This is a genomic window from Paraburkholderia sp. EG287B (assembly GCF_040965595.1).
GTDB lineage: Bacteria > Pseudomonadota > Gammaproteobacteria > Burkholderiales > Burkholderiaceae > Paraburkholderia.
Map to the genome: position 1 here is coordinate 207,364 of NZ_JBFRCG010000006.1, position 26,488 is coordinate 233,851.

Consider the following 26,488-nt stretch of genomic DNA (forward strand, 5'->3'; position numbering starts at 1 on the left):
TCGATCGGGCTACTGATCGTTGTAATGCGACTGGTAAGGCATGACCGGCATATCCAGCGACTTCGTCTGCGGTGCGAAGCTAAAGCGCAGATACAGTCCGGCCACCCACTGGCGGTAGCTGGACGCATTGTTGGCGCCCACCGATGCGCCGCCCGTGAGGTGATTGCTGAAGCGGTACTCGGCCGCGGCCAGCAGGTTGTAGCCGATGCCGGTTTTCGACTGCGCGGGATGGACCGCGCCATCGCTCAAGCCAAGCGATGTCGCTGCCGTGACGGCCGCCGCCTGCAGCGTGCTGTCGGTCGGGAAGTACGGCGCGCCGGCCTCGTGGTAGTACTGCAGACCTGCCGACCCTTGCAGCTTGTAGGTCCAGCGATCCGAGCGCTGCGCCCACGTGATGGGCACGGTGAACGCATAGAAGCGCTGCGGACTGAAATAGCCGCCGTTGCCATAGGTGAAGTTGTTCTGGTCGTGGCGGTAGAACTCGCCGCTCAGGTTCATGCCGATGGTCAGCATGTTGCTGGCGCTGCGCAGCAGGTACCAGTACGTGCCCGCGCCGACCTCGGCGCCCTCGTTGGACTGGACGCTGTAGCCGTCCAGGTATTTCACGGCGCCGTAGCCGTAAAAGCCGTAATCCTGGTTGTCGACGCCGATCGCGCCATGCAGCCCCGTGGCGGTCACGCCGCCCCAGCGCAGGCCCGAGCGCGCGTCGGTCGAACCGGCGAACGACGTGATGCTGTCGGTCACGGCGCGGCGCGACACGCCCGCGTTGAACCAGCCGCCCTTCGCACCGATGGCGCTCTTGAACGACACGCCGCCGACCACATTGGTGTACTGGAAACCCAAAGGCGTCGTGCCGATGTCGAACGCCCACTTGCGCGTCTCGTAGCCCACGCCCAGACCGACGCCATGGACGCTCTGCGCACCCGGCGCAGCGACCGTGCCGCTTTTCTGATCCTGTGCCGCAACCGGGCCGCCGCCGAACTGGCTGCTGCTGTAGACATCGGTGCCGAGCGTGCCGCCCTCGAGTTCCACCGGCGTCACGCGCAACGACAGCTTGCCGTTGCCGACCGGCAGCAGCGCTTCGAGCGGCTGCTGCACATTCGTCAATTGGGAGGTCCCGCCGGCGCTGTTGTTCGACGAGACGAACAGGCCGCCGCGAATCTCCGCTGAACGTTCCGAGCGGATATCGTCGAGTTCGTTGCGCATGTCGTCGAGCGAGATCGCGCCCTCCTGAGGCGCGCTCGTGGCCTGCGCGTCCTGCGGCGCCTGCTCGCCGATCGGCGTGCCGGCCACGGAAGGCAGCGCAGAGGCACGCGCCGCCTTCGACGTCGTTGCGGACGAGCCACCGGAAGCCGTTCCAGCATCGCTCGCGAGCGCGCCATCGGACGCGGTGCCCCCAGAGCCCTGCGCGGCAAACGCAGTGGCAGCCGGCTGGCGCTTGTCGCGAGCCGCACGGCGGCGGCGATCGTCGTCGTGGACGAAGGGATTGCCCGCCACATGGACGCCTTGCGCCTGCACGCCGAGACGCTTTTCCTTGGCGGCGATGGCCGTCACCAGCAGCGCCTGCGCCTCGCGGGTCTTGCCCTGCATGGCATAGATGCGCGCAGCGCCCGCCAGCACGTCCGGATCGTTCGGCGCCTTCGCAACAGCCCGTTTCAGGGCTGCGTCCGCCACGTCGCCCTTGCCGGCCTGCACCGCGGTCATCGCCACGCCTAGCTCCAGACCGGGGTTGTCGGGGTCGTTCGCGAGCGCCTTCCGGTAGAGCGACAGCGCCTCGGCGTACTGGCCATCGGCCGCATACATGCGCGCGAGCGCGGCGTTGGCCAGGCTGTCGTTGGGCCGCTTCGCGAGAACCGGCGCGAGCGTGTCGTAGGCCTGCGCAAGATCGCCTTGCTGACGTTGCTGCTCGGCCAGACGCACGGCGTAGAGGTAATTCAGGTCGTCCAGTTGCCGGCGCTGGTCCGCGGTCAGCGTCTCGCCCTGCAAACCGCGGATTACGTCCTGGGCCTGAACGTTCTGGCCGGTCTTGAGCAGCAGGCCCGCGTAGGCCAGTTGCACATCGGGACCGCTGCCCTTCAGGCCATTCGGCATCAGTCCATGCATCAAGGCCATGGCGCGCGGCAGATTGCCCGCGTCGACATAGGCTTGGGCCAGCGCGCTCACCCGCGCCGGGTCCTTGCCCGCCGACGCTTCGAGCCGCGCCAGCATATTGCGCGCGTCGTCCAGGTTGCCGTCGCGCGCCAGCTGCGAGGCCTGCGCCGCCACGGCCTGGAAATCGATCTGCTGCGCCGTCGCGACCATGTTCGGCGTCCGCGCGGCAGTGGGAATGCGCGCCATCGTGTCCTGCGCGCGCGTCCAGTCGCCCATCTGCATGGCGAGCAGCGCGCTTGCGTAGAGGGCGTCGGGATTGTCGGGGTTCGAGGCGAGCAGGCCGTCGACGAGTTCCCTCGCCTCGTCGGCATGGCCCTGCCGCAGTTCGTAGCGCGCCAGTTCCAGACGGATCCACGGATTGTCGGGATCGCGGTGCTGCGCGTCTTCGAGGATACGTCGCGCCGCGTCCAGATCGCCGCGCTGCTCGGCGGCGTCGGCGCGGCCCGCGGCGACCGCCGCACGCAAACGATCGAGGCCGCCGATGCCGGCCTGCTGCTCGGGCGACATGCCGTCGACCCACTTCTGGGCCTCGTCGGCGCGCCCCGTCGCAGCGAGGATATCGACGAGCCCGCTCACCGCCTCGCGGTTGTTCGGGTGCGCCGCCAGCACCTCGCGGTAGACCTTTTCGGCTCGAGTCAGATCGCCCTGCGCCGCATACAGCCGGGCCGACGCATTGCGCCCGCCCGGCTCGGCCGGGTCCATGCGCAGCGCCTGGTCGAGCTTGCTGCGCGCGGCGGCGTAGTCGCCCGCGCTTTGCGCGCCTTCGGCCTGATTCACGAGCAGCCAGTAGCGTGCCGAAGCGAGCGCCTTGTTCCAGTTGGCGCCGGCGCCAGGACGCGCGACGGCGCGCGCGAGCAGCGTCTGCGCCTGCGCCAGGTCGCCCTGTTGCATGCGCACCAGACCCAGCCCGCCGAGCGCGTCGGTATCGTTGGGTTTGTCGCGCAGCACGTCGGTAAAGGATTGTTCGGCGGTCGTGATGTCGCCTGCCTTGAACGCCGCGAAGCCGCGCGTCAGGCGCGGGTCCATGACCGGCGCGGCAGGGGCGCCAGCTGCGCGCGGCGACAGCATCTGATGGCGGATTTCATCGTCATCGGGATGCAGCTTCAGATAGTCCTCGAACCACGACTTGTTCTTCGGCGTGGGCGTGACCCAGGTCAGCACGGAGCGCCAGGCTTCCGTGGCCGCGCCGCCAATGTCCGGGCGCGCGGCCAGCTTTTCCAGCAAGGCGACGCCCGCCGCGCGATAGCGTTCATCGCGCACCTGATGCTGGGCCAACGCCAACTGGGTATACGGATCGGGCGTCTCGGCGTTCAGGCGCGTCAAGCCCTGAATGGCCGGATCCACGCCGCCGTCCGTGTAGCCGAGGAAGGTGTAGTACTCGCGCGCCACACTGCCCTGCGGGGCCTTGCCGCCCAATGCCCTGTCGTATTGCGCGAGCGCGGCCGCCAGCGCTTTCGGGTCGTTCTGGTTGACGGCGTCCTGCGCCATCTGGCGCGCCTTCGCGAACGTGGACTTGTTGGGCTCCACGGCAAGACGCAGGTCCTGCTCGAGCAGCGGCACGTAGCGGCTGTCGGGCGCGGCGGCGCGCAGCCTCGTCAGATAGTCGTTGGCGACCGCAAACTGCTTCCTGGCGACGGCGATCGACCCCATGCCATAGAGGCCTTCGGGCTGCTTCGGGTCGGCCAGCAGCAGCTTCGACCAGGACTGCGCGGCCAGATCGGGCTTGTCATGCGCCTGCCAATAGCGGCCCTGCTCGAGCAGCATTCTGGAGCTGGCGTCCTGCGCCCACGCGGGGTGGCTGACCGAGGTGAGCAACAAACCCAGAACACAGGCCTGGCTGCGGCTGACTAACATGACGGCTTCCTGATTATTGTTGTGCGTGCTGCTTTGCGCGCAGCCGTGCCTCGGCTTCCGCATCGCGCCGCGCCTGACGGCGCCGCAAGGCCACGAACCCACCCGCCGCCAGCAGCACGAGCACGACGACACCGAGCGCCTTCAGCAGCGACGCCAGCGACACGCCGAACGAAGCCAGCCACCAGTCGAGGCCGCGCCACAGGCCCAGATGCCCGACGTAGTACGTGTGCTCGCCCACGAGCGCATCGACTTCATTGCCGCGGATCGACACGAGGCTGCCCTGGATGGGCTGCTTGTCGTAGTTCGGCACGCCCAAGAGCGCCGCGACCGCATCCTTCAGGCCATCGGGTTGATTACTGACCAGCATGACCACGCTGCGGCCCTTTTCCTTCGGCGACTCGAAGCCCGCCAGCACGGCGCTCACGCCCGGCCCGGTCCAGGCGAGCGACAGGCGCCCCGGTGCCGCGTCCAGACGCGGATTGGCGTGGAACCATCCGCGCACGCGGCCCGGCAGATCCGAAACCGAGAACTGCGCACCGTGGTTGTACGCCGCGGGCATGTACGGCGCCCAGTCCTTGAGCCACGCCTGATCGGCGCCCGAGGCGATCACGAGCAGATCCTTCGCGGGCATGGCGTCGATGCGCTGGCCGCGCAGCACGGTGACGCCGCGCGCCGGATAGCCGGTCGAGTCGCCCATGCGGCCCATCACGGCCAGATACGTGCTGTATTCCTGCGTCCCTGCATTCGCGCCGAGCACGACGTCCGTGTCGGACAGGTCGGCCATACGCGTGAACGGGAAGCCCGCCTGGGCGAACGCGGCCAGGTTCGGCATCGCGATGTAGTGCGGATAGGTCGACAGATCGATCGTCGACTCGGGATCGATCGCGCCGCGCACGTTGTCGATGATGATGTCGCGGCACTCGCCCTGCTTGATGTAGTCGTACATGTAGCGGAACTGCAGCTGCGTGTTCGGCTGCAGGAGCGACTCCAGCGGCACTTCCAGTTTCGCCTGACGCGGCAGGCTGCTGTCGGGCAGCACTTCGGCGCGCAGCTTGTCACCGCCTTCGAGACGCTCGAGCGGCAGCAGCGGAATCGACTTCATGAACTGGTCGCTGACGCTGAACAGCAGCGACGAATTGACCATGTAAGGCTGCGGCGTGTAGCGGTAGTGCAGGTCGATCGGCACGTTGTGCGCATGCCAGCCGAACAGGTCGGGCGGCACGCGCGTATTGATGCGGATGAGGTCCGGGCTGTAGCCCGACACGCTCAGCTGTTTGGTGTCGATCAGCTCGCCGAACGATACGGGGCGGTCGGTGCGCAGCCAGCGCGGGGCGTCGTAGGGCTTGCGCGGCGCGAGGTCGGCGAAATGCGTGATGAGCGCGCTCGCGCCCGACAGCGTCTGGCTGCCGGTGACCAGCGCGTCGGCCGCCTGCTTGAGTTCCTTGCCGTCGCGGCCCATGACGAGCAGCAGCTTGCCGTTGGGATCGTTCGGGTTGCTGACGATGGCGAGCGTCGGACCTTGCAGCGGCGCCCCCGCGATTGCCGCCTGCGGCGTGCCTTCGACGATCACGACCGCGTTGCCCTGCGCGGGCACGGCGGAGAGCGACACCGGGAAGTCCGCGCCGCGGAAGCTTGCCAGCGCGCCGAACCACGACGACACGGCCCCTGCGGCCTCGAGCGCGGCCGTATCGGGATTGCCCGCGAACACGACTGGCAGGTTCAGCCGGCGGATGTCCTGGCCGTCGAAGAACGGCTTGGGCAGGCGCGCCAGATCGTTGGCCTGCGGCAGCGGCTGCGTGTCGATGCTCAGCGTGCTTTCGTTGCTGATGTTGGCCCACAGGCTCGAATGCAGCGGGTCCTCGCACTGCGTGGTGTAGTGGCCGATCAGTTGCAGACGCAACTTGCTGTTCGAGGCGAACAGATACGCCGGCAGCGCGATCGTGCGCTGCAGGCTCGCGCCGGCCGTGTCCTTCGGCACCGCGATCGAGGCCGCCACCTGGTCGTTGACCAGCACGTTGATGTGCGAGAGATCGGGCAGCAGCGCCGGCGAATAGGCGTAGCGCAGATTCAGGCGCGCACCGCTCACGACCTGATCGTCGCGCACGCCGACCGGCAGCGTATTGCTGCCGTCGACGCCGCGCAGATTGAGCGCGTATTGCGCACCCAGTTGTCGCAACGACCAGGTCACAGTCGCTGACGACGCAGCAGCAGCCGCAGCGGGCTGCGCCTGCACATTGTTTGCGGCATTGCCGCTCGCCTCAGCCTGGGCGTGCGCCGTCGAGACGAGGGTGCAGCCGAGCAGCAGTGCCGGCAACGCCTGCAATACCGGCTGTACGGTCATGCAACGCGCGAGGCGTGCCCGGGAAATAGCAGGCCGTCTTTTAAACATGAGAACCTCGTCGTCCTTCTTCACGTTGCGATGTCTGGGGAATGTCCAGATTCAGGCGGCTCAGCGCGCGCCGATGCAGGAGTACGCCGCCGAGCAAACCGATGAGCACGACGCTGACGAGCGTCGCCGCGAGCAGCAGCACGATGTGACTCGCGAAGAACCACTCGACCGCGAGCCGCAGCGGCAAGGACCCGATGAAATAGCTCTGGTCCTTGTTCAGCGTGGTGAGGATGCCGTCGTTGACGACCACGAGGCTGCCGCCGATCGCGTCGTCGACGCGGTAGTGGCGGGCTTGCAGCGCGTCCGCGACCGCGCTGAGGCCGCCCGGCGTGTTGCCCGCTACGACCACCACGCTGCGGCCATGCGCCAGCGGCGACTCGAACCCGGCCACCATGCCGTCGTGGTCGTCGCTGCGATAGAGCGCGGCGATGTCGGCCTCGCGCCTGGCTTGCGCCTGGCCGCCAGTGAGCTTGTCCCACCACCCGGCGAGCCCGTCGCCGGACGGCGGTGCCGGAGCGAAGAAGCCGCGCGGTAGATTGCTGCGCCACGCCTTGAGCAACGGCTGGTCGTCGCCCGAAGCCAGCACGAGCAAGTCCTTTTGCCGCAGCGCTTCGACCTGGGCCGGATCGCCCACCGTCACGCCCAGCACCGGGTAACCGGTGGCCTGACCCATGCTGCCCATCAGCGTCAGGTACGCGGAATGGTCGAGCGCTACCGGCTGCGTGGGCAGGATCACCGCGGTTTCGGACAGATCGGCGAGGCGCGTGAACGGAAAACCCGCATTGGCGAACGCGCCCAGATCCGGCATGGCCGTGTAACGCGGCAACTGCGAAATGTCGATCGTCGAAGCCGGATCGATGGCGCTCAGCAGCGGGCCGCCGGGCACGTCCTGCCAGTGGTCCTTCGTCTTGACCGCCTCGTAGCGATAGTCGAATTGCAGCGTCGTCAACGGCGGCAGCAGATACGTCGGAATCCGGATCACGGCATGGCCGTCCGATGCGTCGCCCGGCAGCGGCAACGCCGCGATCGGCGTGTTGCCCGCCAGCACGTTCAGCGCCGAATGCGCCGATTCCGGGCGCGCCGTATAGCGATAGCGCAGATTCAGCACCGCACCGCCGTTGTTGAAACCGAACAGGCCCGGCGGCAGGCGCAGGTCCACATCGATCGCGCCGGGCCGGAAGCCCTGGATCGTGAAGCGGTCCGCCGGCAACAGTTCGCCCAGTTCGACCGGGCGGTCGCCCGGCAACCAGTTCGGTGCGTCGAAGGGCTTGCGCGGCGCGGCCGATACTGGACCGTCGATGCGGACCTGCGGGCCCGCCAGCGTCTTCGCGCCCAGCACCAGCGCCAGCGCCGCAGTGCGCAGTTGCGGCTCGTCGCGGCCCGCGACCAGCAGCAGCCGGCCGTTGGGGTCGTTGGGGTTGGGCACGATCGCGAGCGTCGGCGCATCGATGGCGATTGAGGCGAGACCGAGGGCCGGCAATTCGTCGCGCAGCGCCAGCACGACGGCATGGCCATGTGCGGGCAGCGCGCCGAGGCTCGCGGCAAAGTGCGAGCCGCGATAGCCCGCCTGCGCGCCCAGCCACGAAGCCACGATCCCCGCGGATTCGAGGCGCCGCGCGCCGGGCACGCGAGGCAGCACGACAGGCAAATTCACGCGGCGCACGTCGCGAGCGTCGACGAACGGCGCGGGCAGTTGCGACAGGTCGCTGGCGCGCGCCGCCGGCGCCACGGTCAGTTCGAGCGCGCTGTTCGGGCCGGCTTTTAGCCACAGATCGGGACTCAGCGGATCGTTGCCTTGATCGCTGGCTTTGCTATGGGCAATCAACTCGAGGTTGAGGTGATTGAACTCGCTGAGCAGCGACACCGGCAGATCCACCGTCATCTGCGTCGATGTGCGCGGCGCGGGTTCCGGCAATGCAATCGTCGCGCCCACCACGCTGTTGAGCAGCACGTTGAGGTGCGAGAGCGCGGGGAGCAAGGTGGGCGAATAGCGGTAGTCGAGCACGAGCCGCGCGCCGACCACGCGCTCGTCGCGGCGCAAGCCGAAGTCCATGCCGGCATAGGCGTCCTCGCCGAGCAGCGTCAGCCCTCGCGCCGCATTTTGCCGAAGCAGCGGGATGCGGTAGGTATAGGTTTCGCCGGCGTCGGTGGCCGTCTGCGGCTGCGCCGATGCAGGCGCTTCGGCCGTCACGGCCTGCGACGCCAACGACGGCGCCGATGCGGCCGGCGCGCCGCACGCGAGCACGGCGAGCACCAAGCCCAACCGCGGCGCCAACCGGCGCGTGCACGCCAGGGCGCGCCAAGGCAACAGATGGACGGGACTCACGATTGCTTCGATCCCAACTCGCCCGCCTGCGCCTCGGCCGAACGTGCGAGACGCTCGCGTGAGCCCATCAGCAGATGCCGGAACAACTCCTTCAGGCCGCGCACGCCGACGCCGAGCACCTCGAACAGGCTGCGCAACGGCCGGTCGCGACGATAGCGGCCCCACGACGCAATCCAGCTGTCGGCGCGCGAGAACGTCACGCGCATCAGGTCGCGTTCCTGATCGATCGTCAGGGCCGGGAAACTCACGCCCACGGTGCGGCCGCGGCACACCTGGACCTCGGCGGGGAACCTGCCCTCGTAGTCGTCGCGGAACACCGAGACCACGACGCGCTCGCCGCGCTGCGGCAGCGGCGCGTCCTCGGGCAGCACGAGTCCGAGCCCGCCGTGCGAATAGTCGCTGGTCTGGCAGACGACGCGACATCCGTCGGCCAGACGGATTGCGGCCGGTAATTCGATCTGCACGCGCGGCGTGAGGCGCAGCTGCTTCGATTCGGACGCCACGCCTGCCGCCGCGCTCAGGTTCATGACGTTGTAGATCACCCAGACCAGGTTGAACAAAATGCTCATCGCCTCGGGCCAGCCGGGACTGCGGATCAGACCGGCCACCCCCACCGCAAAGCCGGCGAGGTTGATCAGCAACAGGCCGATGTAGGGCCGCGCCATCGCCCAATCGAGGAAGGACTGCCGGATCACCCCGCCCTTGGACGTCACGTTGAAGCCTCTCGTGCCGGGAAACAGCACGGCCTGGAGCGCGGGCAGAATCACGTACCACGCGAGCACCGTCTCGTAGACCTCGCTCCAGAACGAATGGCGGAAGCGGCCCTGAATGCGCGAAGCGCCGATGCTCGAAATCACGAGATGCGGCACGGCATAGGCCAACACCATCAGCGCCGACGCGTGAAAGACATGTGCGCCGAAGAACAGATAGGCCATCGGCGTGATCAGGAACACGATGCGCGGCAAGCCGAAGAAGAAGTGCATCATCGCGCTGAGGTAGCACAGCCGCTGCGGCAGCGTCAGCCCCGAAATCAGCAGCGGGTTGAACTGGCGGAAGATCTCCGCCATGCCGCGCGCCCAGCGAATCCGCTGACCGATGTGGCGGCCCAGGCTTTCGGTCGCGAGGCCCGCCGCCTGCGGAATCGCGAGATAACCCGTGTTGTAGCCCTTCATGCTCATTTTGAGCGCGGTCAGCGCGTCTTCCGTGACGCTTTCGGTCGCCACGCCGCCCACCTCATCGAGCGCAGAGCGCCGCAACACCGCGCAGGAACCGCAGAAAAACGCGGCATTCCAGAGATCGTTGCCGTTCTGCAGCACGCCATAGAACAGGTCGCCCTCATTGGGCACCTTGCGGTAGGTTTCGAGGTTGCGCTCGAACGGATCCGGCGAGTAGAACACGTGCGGCGTCTGCACCATGGCCATCTTCGGATCTTTCAGGAACCAGCCCATGCAGATTTGCAGAAACGAGCGCGTGGTGACGTGATCGCAGTCGAACACGGCGATGTACTCGCCGCTCGTCTTCGCCAGCGCCGCGTTGAGATTGCCCGCCTTGGCGTGCGTATTGTCGGGGCGCGTCAGATAGTCCACGCCGGCCTGCTCGCAGAAGGCCCGGAACTCGTCACGACGACCGTCGTCGAGCAGATACACGCGCAACTTGTCGGCCGGCCAGTCGAGCAGCGTCGCGGCCAGCACCGACTGCCGCACCACTTCGAGCGGCTCGTTGTAGGTGGGGATGTAGACGTCCACCGTGGGCCAGGCCGACGTATCGGCCGGCAGCGGCGCAGGCCGGCGATGCAGCGGCCAGAGCGTCTGGAAGTAGCTGCACAGCAGCATGAGCACCGCGTAGCCTTCGGCCAGCAGCAGCAGATAGCCGAAGGTCCGGTCCAGCGAGTTGGTGAAGGACAGGGTCTGCGTCACGCGCCAGTACAGGTAGCGCAGCGACATGAACACCGACAACGTCACCAGCGACACGGTGAGGACGCGGCCGCGAATGCGGCTCAGCGCAATCGCGACGCCCATGCACAGGATCGCGAACAGCCACTGCTTCGACACCGCCAGATGGACCGTCATGGCCGACGTGAACAACAGCACGGCCGCCAGCGTCACGAGCACGCGTGACCAGCGCGACGCGAGCAGCGACGCACCCGCTTGCAGCAGTGTGTCGTCCCAGTCTCCGGCATCGTCGCTTTGCCCGGCACCGGCCGCTTGTCGTTGCGGCCGCATCGATTTCGGTTTGAGGATCATGGCGCGCCACGCTGCGCAACATCGCCGCGAGGCTCGTTGCGTTCCATGAGGCGTGCAAACACACTGCTCAGCGCGGCAGACTGCTGCACAGCGACGACAGGCTCGGGCAAGGGTTGAGCGACGGGCGCTTCGGCTGCGGCCTGCTCAGCCGGCGGAGGTTCGGACGCGGCGGCAGCAGGCGTGGCGCTAACCGGGTCGGGTGACACATCGGTCGTGGCGGGCGCATCGAGCGTATCAGCCGTAACGAGGATATCGGCCGGATCAGCGGCGTCGCCCTGCGCCGACGCGACAGGCGCGGGCGCAACGGGGTCCGGCTCCGCCGCGTTCAGCGTGGACCAGCGCCCACGCAGGCCTTGCGACTGCTCCGCCCTTTCCACTTCCCGGTACTGCGATGGGCTTGCGTCCGCTACCTCGAAAAGATTCGCAATGTCCGATGCACTGCTCATGCCCCGACCCCGTATATTCGTTGTGCTGTCCATCAAGGCGCGTCATGCGCGCAGCACGTTCTGTGTTTTTTTACTGAACTGCCGACCTGCCGACCTCTACTTACCAAACAGGAAAGCCATCGTGTCCGATGCGTCGGCAGGACACGCCGTGGTCATGCGCAACTGCGTATCGGCGCCCAACTGATGCATCCACGCTTCATAGGCCCCTTCGAGGAACGCCCCGGCCCACGCCACGTTCTCCGCGCCGAATACGGCCTTGAGCGGCGCGTGGTAATGCGTGAGCACCAGCCAGTCCTGTGCCTCGCGTATCTCGACCTGGCCCCAATCCAGCTCGCTCCACACCTGATTCATGGCGTCCCGCATCGCGGCCACGGTGGCCGCCTCACCCAGTGCATATTGATGCGCGAACTGGCCGCCCGCAGCACGCATAAGCTGGGTCAAAAACCTGGGCGTCAGGTTCTGCGTCAACTCCTGCGTGAGAAACGACAGGAACGGACGCCATTGCGGTGCTGGCATGGAATTCATCACCTATTCATGCGCCCGGAAAGAAAGCGCACAGGGTCAACAGAATTTGCAGAAGCGGCCATGATCACCATTCGAACGGTGACCGGCGTTAAGCGCAGGCGATCCTGGTGGGTGATTCCGGAAGGACGGTGGATCAACTGACGCGCGCGGCGGATTATACGTATTATTTTCGCAGTGTTTATTATTTAATTTGCCTGCAGCACTCAAATTGTCACGCGTTCGCGACAAATCAAAAACGACAACGTTTGCGCATAAAAAAGCGGCACGCCAATTTAACGCCCCATTACATTCATTAGCCCACACGCCCGGCTTCCCCGAATACGAAATACGAATTCGGTCGTATTCATTTTGACCGGGAAATTTCGCCGCGCATTTATCAATTCACCTGGATTCGCTAAATATTCACGTTGAAGTGTCATTTCCGCGAATTCAATCAGGTGCAAACGTTTGCAATTCATTTGCGCGGCTGAATGGCTGCCGCCGCAATAGCCGCTCCAGCGAACGCGCACGCGGCGGACACAACGGCGACGGCACGCAGCGCGTCGAGCATGGCCTCCGCTTCCGCACGCGCCACCAGCCTTGCGTGCGGCGTGCCGGCGCCGTCCGGTGCGAGCCCGCCTTGCGCGTCCGGCTCCAGCAACTGGCCGATCTGGCGTACGCCCACCGTCACGTGCAATGCTTCGAGGCGCGCCGCCAGCGCTGCGTGATGCGACCACACGAATACGATGCCGAGCACCGCTACCGCCAGCAGGCTCGCCACGCGCGCAACAGCGTTGTTGATGCCGGAGGCGACGCCGGTGCGCTCGCTCGACACCGCGCCCATCACGGTCGTGGTAAGCGGCGCGACGGTGATCGTCATGCCGAGGCCGAGCACCGCGAGCGCCGGGAAGAATCCGCTCCAGTAGCTGCCGCGCACGAACGGCAACGCCAATAGCGTGAACCCGAGTCCGGCGACGCCCGGGCCAATGGTCAACAGCGCTCGCGAGCCGAAGCGGCTCGTCAGTCCACCGGTGAAGCGCGACAGCAAACCGATGATGACGGGCACCGGCAACAGCGCCGCGCCCGCTTCCGTCGCGGTAAAACCATGCGCGCGGATCAGCGTGAACGGCAGGAAGAAGAATGCGCCGCCGAGCCCGAAGTAAAGCAGCAGTGTGACGAGGTTCGCGCCGGTGAAGTCGCGCGAACGGAACACATCGAGCGGCATCATGGGATTGGCGCTGCGTGCTTCGATCATCACGAACGCGGCGAGCACGAGCACGCCGGCGCCGATTGCAACCAGCACGAACGGATGCTGGAAGCCTCGCGCCGACGCCTGGGTCAGCCCGAAAGTCAGACCGGCGAGTCCTGCCGCCGCGGCCAGCGCGCCGGGCCAGTCGAGCTGCCCGGGTGCATCGAGCCTGTGGCTGTCGGGCACCGATGAAACGGCGAGCGCGATCGTGAGCGCGGCGAGCGGGACGTTGAGGAAGAAGATCGCGCGCCAGGAAAATGCATCGACGAGCCAGCCGCCCGCCACGGGCCCCACCGCCGACGTGATCGCGCCGACGCCCGCCCAGGTGCCGATCGCCCGCCCACGCGCTGCGTCGTCGAACACCGCGCCGATGATCGCGAGGCTGCTGGGTACGAGCAGCGCCGCGCCGATGCCTTGGACCGCGCGCGCGGCGATCAGCGCAGCCGCATTCGGCGCGAGGCCGCAAGCCGCCGACGCCAGCGTGAACAGCGCGATGCCAGCGATGAACACCGTGCGGCGGCCAAGCTTGTCCCCCATCGATCCGCCGACCAGCACGAGCGAGCCGAGAAACAGCAGATACGCGTTGACGACCCATTGCATCGCCGCGACGCTCGCACCGAGTTCGCTCTGAATGGACGGCAGTGCGACGTTGACGACCGAGCCGTCGATGAACGCCATGCTCGACCCTAGGATCGTCGCCGCGAGCGCGAGACGCTTGCGCCGGCACGGACGGTCGACTGAGGCGGGCTGCGTGCGGATCACGAGCTCGTCGCACGGGCTCGCCTGCGCGGCGACGACATGCGCGCCCTTCGGCCCGCTTTCAACAAGATCCGGGTTGGCCAAGTTCGCTCCCGTCTGGATCGACGATGACTAGAGTCTGTTGATGCCAGCGGCGCGAGTCAACCCGGGAGAGCGCATAGGCGCCGGCCGCGGATCACCGTGCGGACGCGATCCAGATCAGGCTGGTATACATCGGTCTGCCGGCCACCGCGCTGCGCCGTCCCCCATTTCGCCACACGCTCGTGCGTGACCGCGCGAATGGCCTGGATCCTTCATGACGCGCCCTTACCCATCACGCATGCCGCGTTGCCCGCCGTTAGCCCATGTGTTGGCCAATGTGTCGGCCCTCCTCGCTGCCGCGCTGCTCTGCGGCTGCGCGATGGTGCGCGTGAACTCGCTCGGCCCGCAGCAGTACTTTGCCATGCGTCGCGGAGATATTCTCTCGACCGGCCAGTTGAGCGCGGCGACACAGGCCACCTTGCGGGTCGCGGCCCTCGACGAAAGTTCGTGCCAGAGCGCGCCGCAAGCGTGTATCGATACGATCGCAACCGTCGGCGGACTCAGTACCGGACAGCGCCTTGCCTGCCTCGCCGAGTTATCGCTCCAGATGGCGCTCGAGCAAACGCCGCCTGCCGGCACCCCCTGGACCGACGCGCAATTCGATTCGTGGCTCAAGACAGCGCGATACGCGTACGCGTTTCTGTTCCTCGGCCAGCGCACGGCTGGCGAACGGGCCTTCGAGGACCGCCAGACGCAGGTTCGCGACTACTACAACTATGCGGTCCAGGAGCTGGCCGGCGCGCTGTTTCTGCGCGGCACCGCTGAAACGACCACCGGCCATCGCGATCCGGCAAATCAGTTCATCGCAGGCTGGACCATTCATATCGACCTGAGGGAGGTCCGGCTGCCCGAGGGCGTGCGCGAACTCAGCGAAGTCATTCCCGCCTCGGGACTGTCGTTCGCGGGACTCCACAGTACCTATCGCCGTGACGGCCTTGGTGCGGATCTGGTTGCGGTCACACAGCCCGCCCAGCCCGACGCAAATAGCGCTACGACTCACAGCGCAACGACAACGGCTGAAGACGATGCGAACGCGAACGCAGGCGCAGCCTTCTGGTTCGCACCCGGCTCGCGTCCGTTCAATGAAATGCCTTCGCCGAACGTCACCGCACTGCTGCTGTTTGGCAATGGCACGCTCGAGCAGCTGCTCGCTTCGCACGACGTGGTGTTCTCCGCCTACGATCCGTTTCGCGTAGAGAGCGTGGAGATCAATGGCGAGACCGTGCCGCTCGCGGCCAACTTCAGTGCGGGCTACGGCATCTGGCTTGCCCGCTCCGGCTTTGCCAGGCAGTCCTTGCGTTCGCTGCTCGGCCGCACGAGGGGCATCGATCGTCCGCGCATTTACATGATGCAACCGTTCGATCCGGACCGGCGCATCGTTCTGATGCTGCACGGCCTGGCCAGCAGCCCCGAGGCATGGGTCAACGTCGCCAACGACATTCAGGGCGACGAAATGCTGCGCCAGCACTTCCAGGTCTGGCAGGTCTATTACCCGACCAACGTGCCCATTCTCATCAACCTCGCGAGAATTCGGCAGGCGGTGCAACTCACACTCGCGCATTTCGATCCCGCAGGCAAGCTGCCGGCTTCGAACGGCATGGTGCTGATCGGGCACAGCATGGGCGGCGTGCTCGCGCGCTTGCTCGTGTCGTCCTCCGACGATGTTCTGTGGGTAACCATCCAGAACAAGTACCTGCCCGAAGGGGTCGACATCGTGCGCGAGGATGAGCGGCTCGATCGTCTGCTGCGTTTTACGCCGATGCCACAGGTCGAGCGCGCGATCTTCATCGCCACGCCACACCGCGGCACGCCGTTCGCGAGCAATCGCCTGTCTCGCTGGGTCGCGAACCTGGTACGCTTGCCGCTTGCGCTGCTCAAGGAAATCGACGAGATGCTGCAGAGCGCCACCAACGCGGATAGCACCCAGCGGGCGGGAAAGACCATCATGGTTCCCAACAGCATCGAGCAGTTGCGGGAGACCGATCCCATCATCCAGTCGATCTCACGACTACCGATCAGCCCCGATGTGTGCTTTCACTCGATCATTGCGCGGCGCCGCGAGACAGGCCCGCTCGAAGATTCCGATGACGGGGTCGTCCCCTATCGCAGCGCGCACCTCGACGGCGCGCTCTCCGAAAAGGTGATCGTCGCGGGACACAGCGTTCAGGAAACACCCGAGGCGATTTTCGAAATCCGGCGCATTCTGCACGAGGATGTCGAGGTGTTCGATAACCAGGGCGCACACGAAGGCGCTTGCGGCAGGCGCGCGGCGGTACATGAGACGCAGTGAACGGCGCTCTGGTCTAGTCCGCCGCCATGCGCTTTCGCGCGGTCATAAAAGGTCCCGTCGGCTGGCGTGCCGGCGCGAAGCGATCGAAGCCCACGGGGGCGGGCATGTCGATATACACCGCTTCCATTCCCTGCCGGCTATAGCTCTCATGCCAGAAGCCCGCGCCGCCGCTGTCGCGCAGGAACTCGCCCCACCAGCGCGAATGCGGCGCGCTGCGGGTAAAGGCTTCGAGGCTTTCGAGGTCGCGCCAATACTGGCGGATGCCGACATGGTTGAGGGCGAACAGGAACTGCTCGCTGGAGAGCAATCCCTCCGGCGGATTCGACTCGATTTGCCGCAAGCCTTTGCCGATGCCGAACAAGGTCGCGAGCCCCCGCAGCCGGCGTACGCGGAAACCCAGGAGGATGACCACAAGATTCGGATAGGCGCTGAGGTCGACGGACTTTCGGGTGACGGTGGCTTGCATGATGGCTCCCGGTTGTTTACGCTGTAAGCATAGCCCCGAATGATTACAGTGTAAACAACCAATGAGCGAGTCGAATTTGACTCTCCGTGACCGTCTGGTCGATTGCGCGCTGGCCTTGCTCGAACAGGGCGAAAGCGACGTCAGCCTGCGTGCGGTGGCGCGGGCGGCCGGCGTTTCGGCGATGGCGCCCTATCGCCATTTCGAGGACAAGGCGGCGCTGATGGGCGCCGTCGCGCTCAAGGGCTTCGCTATGCTGGAGACAGGCGCCGCGCGCGCCAACGAGGCGGACGACGCGCGCGCAGCCCTCGAGGCGCAGGGCGTGGCCTACGTTGGCTTCGCCCGTGCGCATCCGGCCCTGTTCCGGCTCATGTTCGCGGACGGCGCAGGACTCGCCCTGCCCCATGAGGATTGCCGGGGCGCTTATACGCTGATGGCACGCAACGTGGCGGCGCTGGCGCCGCATTGCGTCGAGGCGGGAGTACTCGCCTGCTGGGGGCTGGTTCACGGTCTGGCCACGCTGGCGCTCGACGGAAGAATTCCGGCCGATCCGGCCGGTGAGCGTGCGGCGATCGCGCTGATCACCCACGCGCTCAAGGCCGCGCCGCCCTCGCTCACCGGTTCCTGAGGCGGCATTCGCAGCACGCGCATTCCCTCTCGCGCGTACGATTGCCGGCAACGCGACGACGACGAGAGAGGAGCCATGGCGACAGACGAATCCACGAGCGGCGGGCAACAGTCCGGCCCCAAGGTCGCGCTTGCCCTGCAAGGCGGCGGCTCACACGGCGCTTTTACGTGGGGCGTGCTCGATCGATTGCTGGAATCGACATCGCAGGGCACGCCGTTCAGTGTCGAGGCGATCAGCGGCGCGAGCGCGGGCGGAATCAACGCGACACTCTGCGCGGCGGGCCTGGCCAGCGGGGGAGCCACGAAAGCGCGCGAGAAACTGCGCACCTTCTGGGAAGCGGTGTCGCACGCCGGGGAGCAGGCCGGCAATGCGCTCTTCGGTTTTTCCGAGCCGGGGCCGTTCGGCGGCTGGAATATCGACTGGAGTCCTGGCGCCATCTTCTCGGAGATCGTGGGACTCGTCGCTTCGCCTTACAACAATCCCTTCTATCGCGATCCGCTCGGCCCGGTGATCCGCTCCGCGCTCCAGGAAGCGGATCTCTCCGCGCTCAACGCGAAGAACGGGAGCCCGCAGGTCTTCGTTTGCGCGACCAACGTACGAACCAACGAACGCACCATCTTTACGCAGCCCGAAATTTCAGTCGATGTGCTGCGCGCATCCGCATGCCTGCCAAATGAATTCCGCACCGTGAACCTCCACGGCGTGCCGTACTGGGACGGCGGCTATCTGGGCAATCCGCCTTTGGCGCCGTTGATCGCCCATGCCCAGGACCTGATCCTGATCCTCGTAAATCCGTTCGTGCGCCACGACATGCCGCCGAAAAATGCGCGCGGCATTCTGGACCGGCTCAACGAAATCGGTTTCAACGCTTCCGTCGTGCTGGAGATCAACGCGATCGAAGCGGTCAACCGCGTGCTCGATTCGGTGGGCAAGGAAGCCGCGCGCCAAAGCCGTTTTAAGACCGTCCGGTTTCACCTGATTCGCGACGACGCTTTTCTCGCGCAGTTCGGCTTCGTCTCCAAGAGCAGCACGTCCTGGTCGCTGCTCAAAACGCTGTTCGACCGTGGACGCGAGGTGGCGGACGGGTGGCTCAAAAAAAACTATGTGAATCTCGGGCAAGCGTCTTCGCTCGACGTCAAGGATGCGCTGCTCGATCCGACGCTCAAGCAGGTCAGCGGATCACACACGTAGTAACGCGCGTGGCGTAATATTCGGACCTGGATCGGCTGGGCGGGGCGAGTACGCTGGCCCTGCTCGCCTCGAGGGAGCAGATCAATGCCGTTCGAATATATCGACGTCGAAACCGCAATGCAGCGCGACATCTTGCGTTGCCGCTATCGCTATAGGTGAACGGAGCGAAACCAGGTGAACACAGAATTTGCCCGCCTTCCTGTCTACTTCTATGGCTACGACGACATAGAAACGTTTTGCCTGTCCAAAAGAGAGCAGCTGGTTCAGGAAAACATCGGTTTGATACTCGGCATCATGCGCGGAGGCGCCATACCGGCCCTGATGCTTTCGCAGATGTTGGGCCTGCACGTCGACTTCGTACACTACGATCGTCGGGAAGCCAAGGCTGAAATCAACAACGAGAAAGTGTTTGATCTTGTCGATGCCTGCGTCAAGGAGGGCAAGAGAATCCTGCTGGTGGACGATGTTGCCGGCGTTGGATATACGCTGGCCAACTGCTACGCGTATCTGCTTTCGTTTGTTAAGGACGCGTCTTTGATCAGAGTGCTGACACTGGTGCACCACGTCGATAGCAGAACGGCGGCAGACCACTACAAAGACTGTTCTTCGGTGCGCGCAGTATTGCCATGGGAGCGGTATGTCACCAGCCGTCAGTGCCTCGATGATTTCGTGAAGACGGAAGCGGCGCTGCTGGAAGATCAAGGCTATAAAAAGACATTGGCCATCGACGATTCCGCCTATCCGTTGAACCTGAAACGGGAATGGAAGGTGGATTGCCGCCTGGAATTCGCGGGCGATCACCACTCGCTCTTGAAAACCATCGAGTCCGTTGGACCAGAGGAGATTTATTGCAACAACGAATCTCTGATAGAAGTCTTGCTTAAAGCATTTCCGTTTTCCATCATATATAAAACGATCAACAGCAAGCGGTACAGGATCAGCGCTTCTGATTAGCGATTGACTCTGCACTCGGCACCTCGGCGAGTACGGGTACCAGGCACGTTGTAAGCAAACGGAAGCTTGTGCGTACATCGGCGCACTGCGACTATCTCGTGCCGAACGGCTTGAAGGACGACCTTCAATACCTCGTATTCTCGATGAGAGACTGGTTCGCGATACAGTACGTGAAGACGGAGGTGAAAATGCCTGTCCCCTACGACCCGTCGCGCGACGCGCTCAACTCACCGCAACTCAGGCCGACGGTATTCACCGCGGGCGGCAACTACGATATCGACGGACTGTGTGCGGAGTTCGCGCGGCTTGCCTACATACGCTACGAGAATGGCGGCGCCGAACTCCAGCGGCTCGAACAGGCGCTCGCGCTGGTGGGTTTCGAAGGCGCGGTTCCCTTCAACAATGCCGACGACGACACGCACGGCTTCGGCGCAGTGAGGCGCTCCGATGGCCTCGCCGTCCTCGCCTTCCGGGGAACGGAACCGCAATCGCTCGCCGATATCGCAATCGACCTCGAAGGCAGCTTGACCGCCTGGACCGAAAGCGCCGGCCAGGTTCATGCTGGATTTGCACGTGCCGCCCGCGGCTTGCACGAAGCAGTCGGCAACTGGTTGAACGAGACCGCGCCGACGAGAAAACAACTCATCTTGACAGGCCATAGCCTCGGTGCGGCCATCGCGACGCTCTTTGCCAGCCTATGCACGCCAAACGCCCTCGTGACGTTCGGTTCGCCACGCGTAGGCGACGCGGCGTTCGTCGCCACGCTTGCCCCTGTCGGCATCAGGCGCTATGTCGACTGCTGCGATCTCGTCACCGATTTGCCGCCGCCCATTGGCGGATACGTTCACACGGGAGCGTCGGACTACATCACGCGCGAAGGCAAACTGGCACCGCATGCGGACGACGCATTCGTGCAGGCAGACCGCGCCGCCGCCCGGGAGGACTATCTGCTCCAATACGCCTGGCGCATCGGTGACGTCATGGTGCGTGACCTCGCGGATCACGCACCCATCAACTACGTGAGAAGTCTGGTTCCGTGAAACGACACGTCGCCGTCAATCAGACTAACCGAGCCCTTTCACCTGATTAGCCGCGTCTCCCTCGCGATGCACGGGCTGCGTCTCCTTCAGGCTCTTCGCGAGCCGCGACGCCTGCAGATAGCCGGGATTCGCGGGCCGCTTCAGATACCGCCCGGCACCGCGCCGCGCCCGCAGATCGCCGTTCGCCCACACGAGTTCGCCTTGCGAGACCGTATGCGTGGGCACGCCGCGCACCGTCATGCCTTCGAAGACGTTGAAGTCGACGTTCTGATGATGCGTCTTCACCGAGATCGTGCGCGTAGCCTGCGGATCCCAAACGACGAGATCGGCGTCGGCGCCGGCAGCCACCGTGCCCTTGCGCGGATACAGGTTGAAGATCTGCGCGGCGTTCGTGGAGGTTACCCGCACGAACTCGTTCGGCGTGAGCCGGCCCGTATTCACGCCCTGGTCCCACAGCACGGCCATGCGATCCTCCACGCCGCCGCATCCGTTCGGAATCCTCGTGAAATCGTTGCGGCCCATTGCCTTCTGCGATGCACAGAACACGCAGTGGTCGGTCGCCGTGGTGTGCAGCAGCCCGCCTTGCAGCCCGCGCCAAAGCGCGTCGCGATGCTCTTTCGTACGGAACGGCGGGCTCATCACATGGGCGGCGGCACGCGTCCAGTCCGGGTCGCGATACACGGACTCGTCGATCACCAGATGCCCGGCGAGCACCTCGCCGAACACGCGTTGCCCTTCGCTGCGCGCGCGGGCGATGGCTTCGAGCGCGTCTTTCGCCGAAACATGCACGATGTACACCGGCACGCCCAGCACCTGCGCAATGCGAATGGCGCGGTTCGCGGCCTCGCCTTCGACTTCGGGCGGCCTCGAAAGCGGATGCGCCTCGGGCCCCGTGAAGCCACGCGCGAGCAGTTGCCGCTGCAACTGGAAGACGAGTTCGCCATTTTCCGCATGCACAGTAGGCAGCGCGCCCAGTTCGAGCGAACGCGCGAAGCTATTCACGAGAATCTCGTCGTCGGCCATGATGGCGTTCTTGTACGCCATGAAGTGCTTGAAGCTCGACACGCCATGTTCGTTCACGAGCAGGCCCATGTCGCGATGCACGCTGTCGTCCCACCACGTGACCGCCACGTGGAAGCCATAGTCGGCGGCGGCTTTTTCGGCCCAGCCGCGCCACTCGCGAAACGCGTCCATCAGCGGCTGCTTCGGGTTCGGAATCACGAAATCGATGATCGACGTCGTGCCGCCCGCCAGGCCCGCCGCCGTGCCCGTATAGAAGTCGTCGCTCGCCGTCGTGCCCATGAACGGCAGCTCCATGTGCGTATGCGGGTCGATGCCGCCCGGCATCACATACTGGCCGCCCGCGTCGACCACGGTCGCGCCCGCGGGCGCGTCGAGGTTTTCGCCCACGGCCTGGATCACGCCGCTTTCGCAGAGCACGTCCGCGCGCCAGCTCTTGTCCGCATTGACGACGGTGCCGCCTCGAATCAGGATCGCCATGATGCCAAGTCTCCTTCAGTTGAACGAATTCGCGCTGCCACCACTCACGCGCTTGCCACACTCGGGCGCCGGCTCTTGCCTAGCTTCATCATCACGCCATAGACGAGCGCCGCAATCGCGAGCCCCACGAACCACGCATAGGTGTAGATGCTCTTGAACGCGTCGGGCACGGAGGAAAACACATTCGGGAACGCGGTGTTGAGAAAGCCCGGCAGATTGGGCAGCACGCCCAGCACCAGCGCGATCACGGCCGCCGGGTTCCAGCCGTTCGAGTAGGTATATTCGCCGTTCTCCTCGAATAGCTGAGCCGTATCGAGGCGCGTGCCGCGAACGAGGAAGTAATCGACGATGAGAATCCCCGCCACGGGTCCGAGCAGCGCCGAATAGCCGACGAGCCAGGTGAAAATGTAGCCCTGCGTGGTGGCGAGAATCTTCCACGGCATCATCACGATGGCGATACCCGCGGTAATGAGCCCACCGGCCTTGTACGAAATGGCCTTGGGCCAGAGGCTCGAAAAATCGTAGGCCGGGCCGACGAGATTGGCAGCGAGATTGCAGCACATCGTGTCGAGCGTGAGGATGACGAGCGCGATGCCCACGCCCACGCCTTCCATGCGGCTCGTGAGATCGATGGGGTCCCAGATCGCCTTGCCGTAGATCACCACCGTGGCCGACGTCACGACGACGGAGACCACCGAAAGCAGCGCCATCGGAATTGGCAGGCCGATGGCCTGCCCCACGAACTGGTCCTTCTGCGTTTTCGCGAAGCGCGTGAAGTCGGGAATATTCAGCGCGAGCGTGGCCCAGAAGCCCACCATGGCCGTGAGGCTCGGCCAGAACGTCGCCCAGAAGAGCCCCGCCTTCTTGCCGCCAGCGGCAAACTGGGAAGGCTGCGAGAGCATCGAACCCACGCCGCCCGCCTTCGAACAGGCCCACCACACGAGCACCACGCACATCACGACCTTGATCGGCGCTGACCAGCTCTCGAGCCAGCGGATCGAATCGGTGCCGTGCAGGATGAAGTAGAGCTGCAGCACCCAGAACACGAGGAAGCACGCGCCCTGGCCGATCGAGATGCCGAGAAACGGCAGCGCGTCGCCCACCAGCGCGTTGTGCGTGAGGATATTGGCGAGCGTATAGATGGCGCTGCCACCAAGCCAGGACTGGATGCCGTACCAGCCACACGCCACGATGGCGCGCAGCATGGCGGGCAGCTTCGCGCCCTGCGTGCCGAACGAGGAACGCACCAGCACCGCGTAGGGAATGCCGTATTTCGTGCCTGCGTGGCCGATCAGCAGCATCGGCACGAGCACGATGAGATTGCCGAGCAGCACCGTGAGCACGGACTGCCACGGCGACATGCCCTGCTCGGTGAGCCCGGCCGCAAGCATGTACGAGGCGATGTTCATCACCATGCCCACCCAGAGCGCCCCGAAGTGATACCAGCGCCACGTGCGCTGCGCTGCGCCGGTGGGCGCGAGATCGTCGTTGTATAGCTCGCTTTCGGCGCGGCGCGCGCTGGCGTCGCCTGTCAATGGCTGACTCATGGTTGCAGTTCTCCGTGGCTTGTCGTTGGTCTGGTTCGGTTCGGCTCAGTTCTGTTTCGATGCGTCAGGCGGCTTTCGGATCGGCCACGCGCGCCGGGTTGTTGGGATGCGTGGTCCAGTTCGCGTAGCTGCCCGAGTCGACGCGCTCCATCGTGATGCATTGGTCGACCGGGCAGACATGCATGCATAAATTGCACCCGACGCAGTTGGCGTCGACCACCTCGAAGTGACGCTTGCCGTCGCGCGTGGCGGTAATAGCTTGATGGGAGGTGTCCTCGCAGGCGATATGGCAGAGCCCGCACTGGATGCAGCGGTCCTGATCGATGCGCGCCTTGATGTCGTAGTTGAGGTTCAGGTACTGCCAGTCGGTGACGTTGGGCACGGCGCGGCCGCGAATGGCGTCGAGATTCGCGTAGCCCTTGTCGTCCATCCAGTTCGAGAGCCCGTCGATCATGTCGCTGACGATTCGGAATCCGTAGTGCATCGCGGCGGTGCAAACCTGCACGCTTCCCGCGCCCAGCACGATGAATTCGGCGGCGTCGCGCCAGTCGGAAATGCCGCCGATGCCGGAGATGGGCAAGCCGTGCGTTTGCGGGTCGCGCGCGATTTCCGCGACCATGTGCAGCGCAATGGGCTTCGCGGCGGGGCCGCAGTAGCCGCCGTGCGTGCCTTTTCCATCGACGGTCGGCAGCGGCGCCATCACGTCGAGATCGACGCCCACGATCGAGTTGATCGTATTGATGAGCGAGACGCCGTCCGCGCCGCCCTTCATCGCCGCGCGCGCGCCGTGGCGTATGTCGGTCACATTGGGCGTGAGTTTCACGAGGCAAGGCAGGCGCGTGCCCTCCTTCACCCAGCGGGTGACCATTTCGATGTATTCGGGCACCTGCCCCACGGCCGCGCCCATGCCGCGCTCGCTCATGCCATGCGGGCAGCCGAAGTTGAGCTCCACCGCATCGGCGCCGGTATCTTCCACCTGCGGCAGGATCCACTTCCAGTCCTGCTCGGTGCACGGCACCATCAGCGAGACGATGAGCGCCCGGTCTGGCCAGTCGCGCTTCACCTGCGCGATTTCCTTGAGGTTCACGTCGAGCGGGCGGTCGGTAATGAGCTCGATGTTGTTCAACCCCGCCATGCGCTGGCCGCGCCATGTGGTGGCGCCATAGCGCGAGCTCACGTTCACCACGTGCGGGTCGAGGCCGAGTGTTTTCCAGACCACGCCGCCCCAGCCCGCCTCGAAGGCGCGGTTGACGTTGTAGGCCTTGTCGGTGGGTGGCGCGGAGGCGAGCCAGAACGGGTTCGGCGATTCAACGCCGGCAATCGTGCAGCGCAGGTCGGCCATGATGCGACTCCTTCGTATTGTCTGGATTCGGTGTGTTGCTCGCATGGATCGAGTTGCGCGACTCAAGCGGCTTTGGCGGACTGACTCGCGAGGTAGCGGTCGATCGCGCGCCCGGCGAGCTTGCCGTCCTGCACGGCCTGCACGGTGAGATCGGTTGCGCCATGGGCTGCGCAGTCGCCGCCGGCGAATACGCCTTCGATGGAGGTCGCACCATCGGCATCCACGGCAATGCGCGCGGCGCCCGCGGTAAGTCGCAAGGCGTCGAGGCCAACCAGGCCTTCGGGCAAGAGCTTTTGGCCAATGGCTTTCAGGACCATGTCGGCTTCCACACGCACGATCTCGCCGGTGCCGCGCAACGCGCCGCCCGCATCGAGCGCGGTGCGCTCGAACTCCACGGCCTGCACGCAGGTGTCGCCGGTAATGCGTAGCGGCTTCATCCACTCGACCAGCATCACGCCCTGCGCCCGTGCGAATTCCTGTTCGGCCCAGGTGGCGCTCATCTGCGCCGCACCGCGGCGATACGCAAGCGTCACCTGCTCGGCGCCCAGCTTGCGGCTTTGCACGGCGGCATCGATGGCCGTGTTGCCGCCGCCGATCACCACCACCTTGCGGCCCACCGCCAGCGTCGAAAGATCGTCGGTTTCGCGCAGGCGGGCGATAAATTCGACAGCATCGCGCACGCCATCGAGCGCTTCGCCTTCAATGGAAAGCGCTTGCGTGCCGCCGAGGCCCACGCCGACGAACACGGCGTCATAGGCGGCTCGCAGTTCCGTAAGCGTGACGTCACGACCAAGCCGCTGACCCTGACGTATTTCGATCCCGCCGACGGAAAGCAGCCATTGCACTTCGCGCTGCGCAAAATCGTCGACGACCTTGTACGCCGCGATGCCGTATTCGTTGAGCCCGCCCGGCTTCTCGCCCGCGTCGAACACGCTCACGCGATGCCCGGCGAGCGCCAGCGTATGCGCGCAGGCGAGTCCAGCCGGTCCGGCCCCGACCACGGCCACGCGCCGTCCCGTCTCGCTCGCGCGCTTGAAGAGCGCCGGCGCGCCGGCGGCTTCGCGCGCCATCTGAAAGTCGGTGGCATGGCGCTGCAGCGCGCCGATCCGAACTGGTTCGCCATCCTGATGATTCCGGACACACGCGCCTTCGCAGAGAATTTCGGTCGGGCACACGCGCGCGCACGTGCCGCCCAGCGGATTCGCGCTCAATATATCGCGCGCCGCGCCCTTGAGATTGCCGTTGCCGATCTTGCGGATAAAGCCCGGAATGTCGATACCGGTCGGGCAAGCCGCGACGCACGGCGCGTCGTAACAGTAGTGGCAGCGGTCGGCGGCGATGACGGCCGCATTGGCGGACAGTGGCGGCGCGACGTCGGCAAAGTTGCAGCCAAGCTGTTCGGCCGTGAGGCGGCCAGGCGCGATGCCGTCGGCGGCATTCGAGTTGGACTGGGACATCCGGATGCTCCTTGCGAGGCAAAACACGGGTCCGCCGGCTGTGCGCGACGCGCGCAGCCGGTACGTGGGGAAAG

17 protein-coding genes are annotated in these 26,488 nt (G+C 65.6%); 5 read left to right on the forward strand and 12 right to left on the reverse strand.

Translation table 11 applies throughout. The features are described from left to right. Window positions 1–9 precede the first annotated feature (9 nt). The 7 genes from AB4Y40_RS12440 to AB4Y40_RS12470 all read right to left on the reverse strand — a co-directional run bounded on the left by AB4Y40_RS12440 (window position 10) and on the right by AB4Y40_RS12470 (window position 14,005). On the reverse strand, window positions 10–4,005 hold the full coding sequence (locus AB4Y40_RS12440) for a cellulose synthase subunit BcsC-related outer membrane protein (RefSeq protein ID WP_368687926.1): 3,996 nt from the start codon (window positions 4,003–4,005) through the stop codon (window positions 10–12). Between the two features lie 13 nt (window positions 4,006–4,018). After that, a complete protein-coding gene (gene bcsB, locus AB4Y40_RS12445; protein ID WP_368687927.1) occupies window positions 4,019–6,346 on the reverse strand; it encodes a cellulose biosynthesis cyclic di-GMP-binding regulatory protein BcsB in 2,328 nt (775 codons plus the stop codon). Between the two features lie 40 nt (window positions 6,347–6,386). Further along, window positions 6,387–8,648, reverse strand: coding sequence for a cellulose biosynthesis cyclic di-GMP-binding regulatory protein BcsB (gene bcsB, locus AB4Y40_RS12450; RefSeq protein ID WP_368688089.1), 2,262 nt, complete (start codon window positions 8,646–8,648; stop codon window positions 6,387–6,389). Between the two features lie 68 nt (window positions 8,649–8,716). Then, window positions 8,717–10,963, reverse strand: a complete 2,247-nt coding sequence (gene bcsA, locus AB4Y40_RS12455; RefSeq protein WP_368687928.1) for a UDP-forming cellulose synthase catalytic subunit — start codon at window positions 10,961–10,963, stop codon at window positions 8,717–8,719. Then, complete coding sequence (gene bcsR / locus AB4Y40_RS12460; RefSeq protein WP_368687929.1) at window positions 10,960–11,409, reverse strand: BcsR/BcsP family cellulose biosynthesis protein; 450 nt, start codon at window positions 11,407–11,409, stop codon at window positions 10,960–10,962. The genes bcsA and bcsR overlap by 4 nt, the downstream gene beginning before the upstream one ends. A 96-nt stretch (window positions 11,410–11,505) precedes the next feature. Then, window positions 11,506–11,925: a cellulose synthase gene (locus AB4Y40_RS12465; protein WP_368687930.1), complete on the reverse strand. Its 420-nt coding sequence runs from the start codon at window positions 11,923–11,925 to the stop codon at window positions 11,506–11,508. Window positions 11,926–12,388: 463 nt separating this feature from the next. Further along, on the reverse strand, window positions 12,389–14,005 hold the full coding sequence (locus tag AB4Y40_RS12470; RefSeq protein WP_368687931.1) for an MFS transporter: 1,617 nt from the start codon (window positions 14,003–14,005) through the stop codon (window positions 12,389–12,391). Window positions 14,006–14,279: 274 nt separating this feature from the next. Between AB4Y40_RS12470 and AB4Y40_RS12475 the strand changes: the two genes are divergently transcribed. Next, on the forward strand, window positions 14,280–16,292 hold the full coding sequence (locus AB4Y40_RS12475) for an esterase/lipase family protein (protein ID WP_368687932.1): 2,013 nt from the start codon (window positions 14,280–14,282) through the stop codon (window positions 16,290–16,292). 13 nt (window positions 16,293–16,305) lie between these two features. Here the strand turns inward: AB4Y40_RS12475 and AB4Y40_RS12480 are convergent, their stop codons facing one another. Continuing rightward, entirely contained in the window at window positions 16,306–16,758 is a 453-nt protein-coding gene (locus AB4Y40_RS12480) for a DUF4188 domain-containing protein (protein ID WP_368687933.1), read from the reverse strand. Window positions 16,759–16,819: 61 nt separating this feature from the next. Here AB4Y40_RS12480 and AB4Y40_RS12485 point away from each other — a divergent pair, with 61 nt between their 5' ends. The 4 genes from AB4Y40_RS12485 (at window position 16,820) to AB4Y40_RS12500 (ending at window position 20,568) form a co-directional block, all read left to right on the forward strand. Further along, entirely contained in the window at window positions 16,820–17,383 is a 564-nt protein-coding gene (locus AB4Y40_RS12485) for a TetR/AcrR family transcriptional regulator (RefSeq protein WP_368687934.1), read from the forward strand. Window positions 17,384–17,458: 75 nt separating this feature from the next. Continuing rightward, the gene (locus AB4Y40_RS12490; protein ID WP_368687935.1) at window positions 17,459–18,574 is read left to right on the forward strand and encodes a patatin-like phospholipase family protein; all 1,116 of its coding nucleotides are present in this window, start codon (window positions 17,459–17,461) and stop codon (window positions 18,572–18,574) included. Window positions 18,575–18,748: 174 nt separating this feature from the next. Further along, entirely contained in the window at window positions 18,749–19,528 is a 780-nt protein-coding gene (locus tag AB4Y40_RS12495; protein WP_368687936.1) for a phosphoribosyltransferase, read from the forward strand. 68 nt (window positions 19,529–19,596) lie between these two features. Further along, a complete protein-coding gene (locus AB4Y40_RS12500; RefSeq protein ID WP_368687937.1) occupies window positions 19,597–20,568 on the forward strand; it encodes a lipase family protein in 972 nt (323 codons plus the stop codon). Between the two features lie 24 nt (window positions 20,569–20,592). Here the strand turns inward: AB4Y40_RS12500 and hydA are convergent, their stop codons facing one another. The 4 genes from hydA to AB4Y40_RS12520 all read right to left on the reverse strand — a co-directional run bounded on the left by hydA (window position 20,593) and on the right by AB4Y40_RS12520 (window position 26,414). After that, window positions 20,593–22,068: a dihydropyrimidinase gene (hydA, locus tag AB4Y40_RS12505; RefSeq protein ID WP_368687938.1), complete on the reverse strand. Its 1,476-nt coding sequence runs from the start codon at window positions 22,066–22,068 to the stop codon at window positions 20,593–20,595. Between the two features lie 44 nt (window positions 22,069–22,112). Next, on the reverse strand, window positions 22,113–23,615 hold the full coding sequence (locus tag AB4Y40_RS12510) for an NCS1 family nucleobase:cation symporter-1 (RefSeq protein ID WP_368687939.1): 1,503 nt from the start codon (window positions 23,613–23,615) through the stop codon (window positions 22,113–22,115). A gap of 64 nt (window positions 23,616–23,679) precedes the next feature. Next, complete coding sequence (gene preA, locus AB4Y40_RS12515; RefSeq protein ID WP_368687940.1) at window positions 23,680–24,957, reverse strand: NAD-dependent dihydropyrimidine dehydrogenase subunit PreA; 1,278 nt, start codon at window positions 24,955–24,957, stop codon at window positions 23,680–23,682. Window positions 24,958–25,019: 62 nt separating this feature from the next. Next, entirely contained in the window at window positions 25,020–26,414 is a 1,395-nt protein-coding gene (locus tag AB4Y40_RS12520; protein ID WP_368687941.1) for an NAD(P)-dependent oxidoreductase, read from the reverse strand. Between the last annotated feature and the right edge of the window lie 74 nt (window positions 26,415–26,488).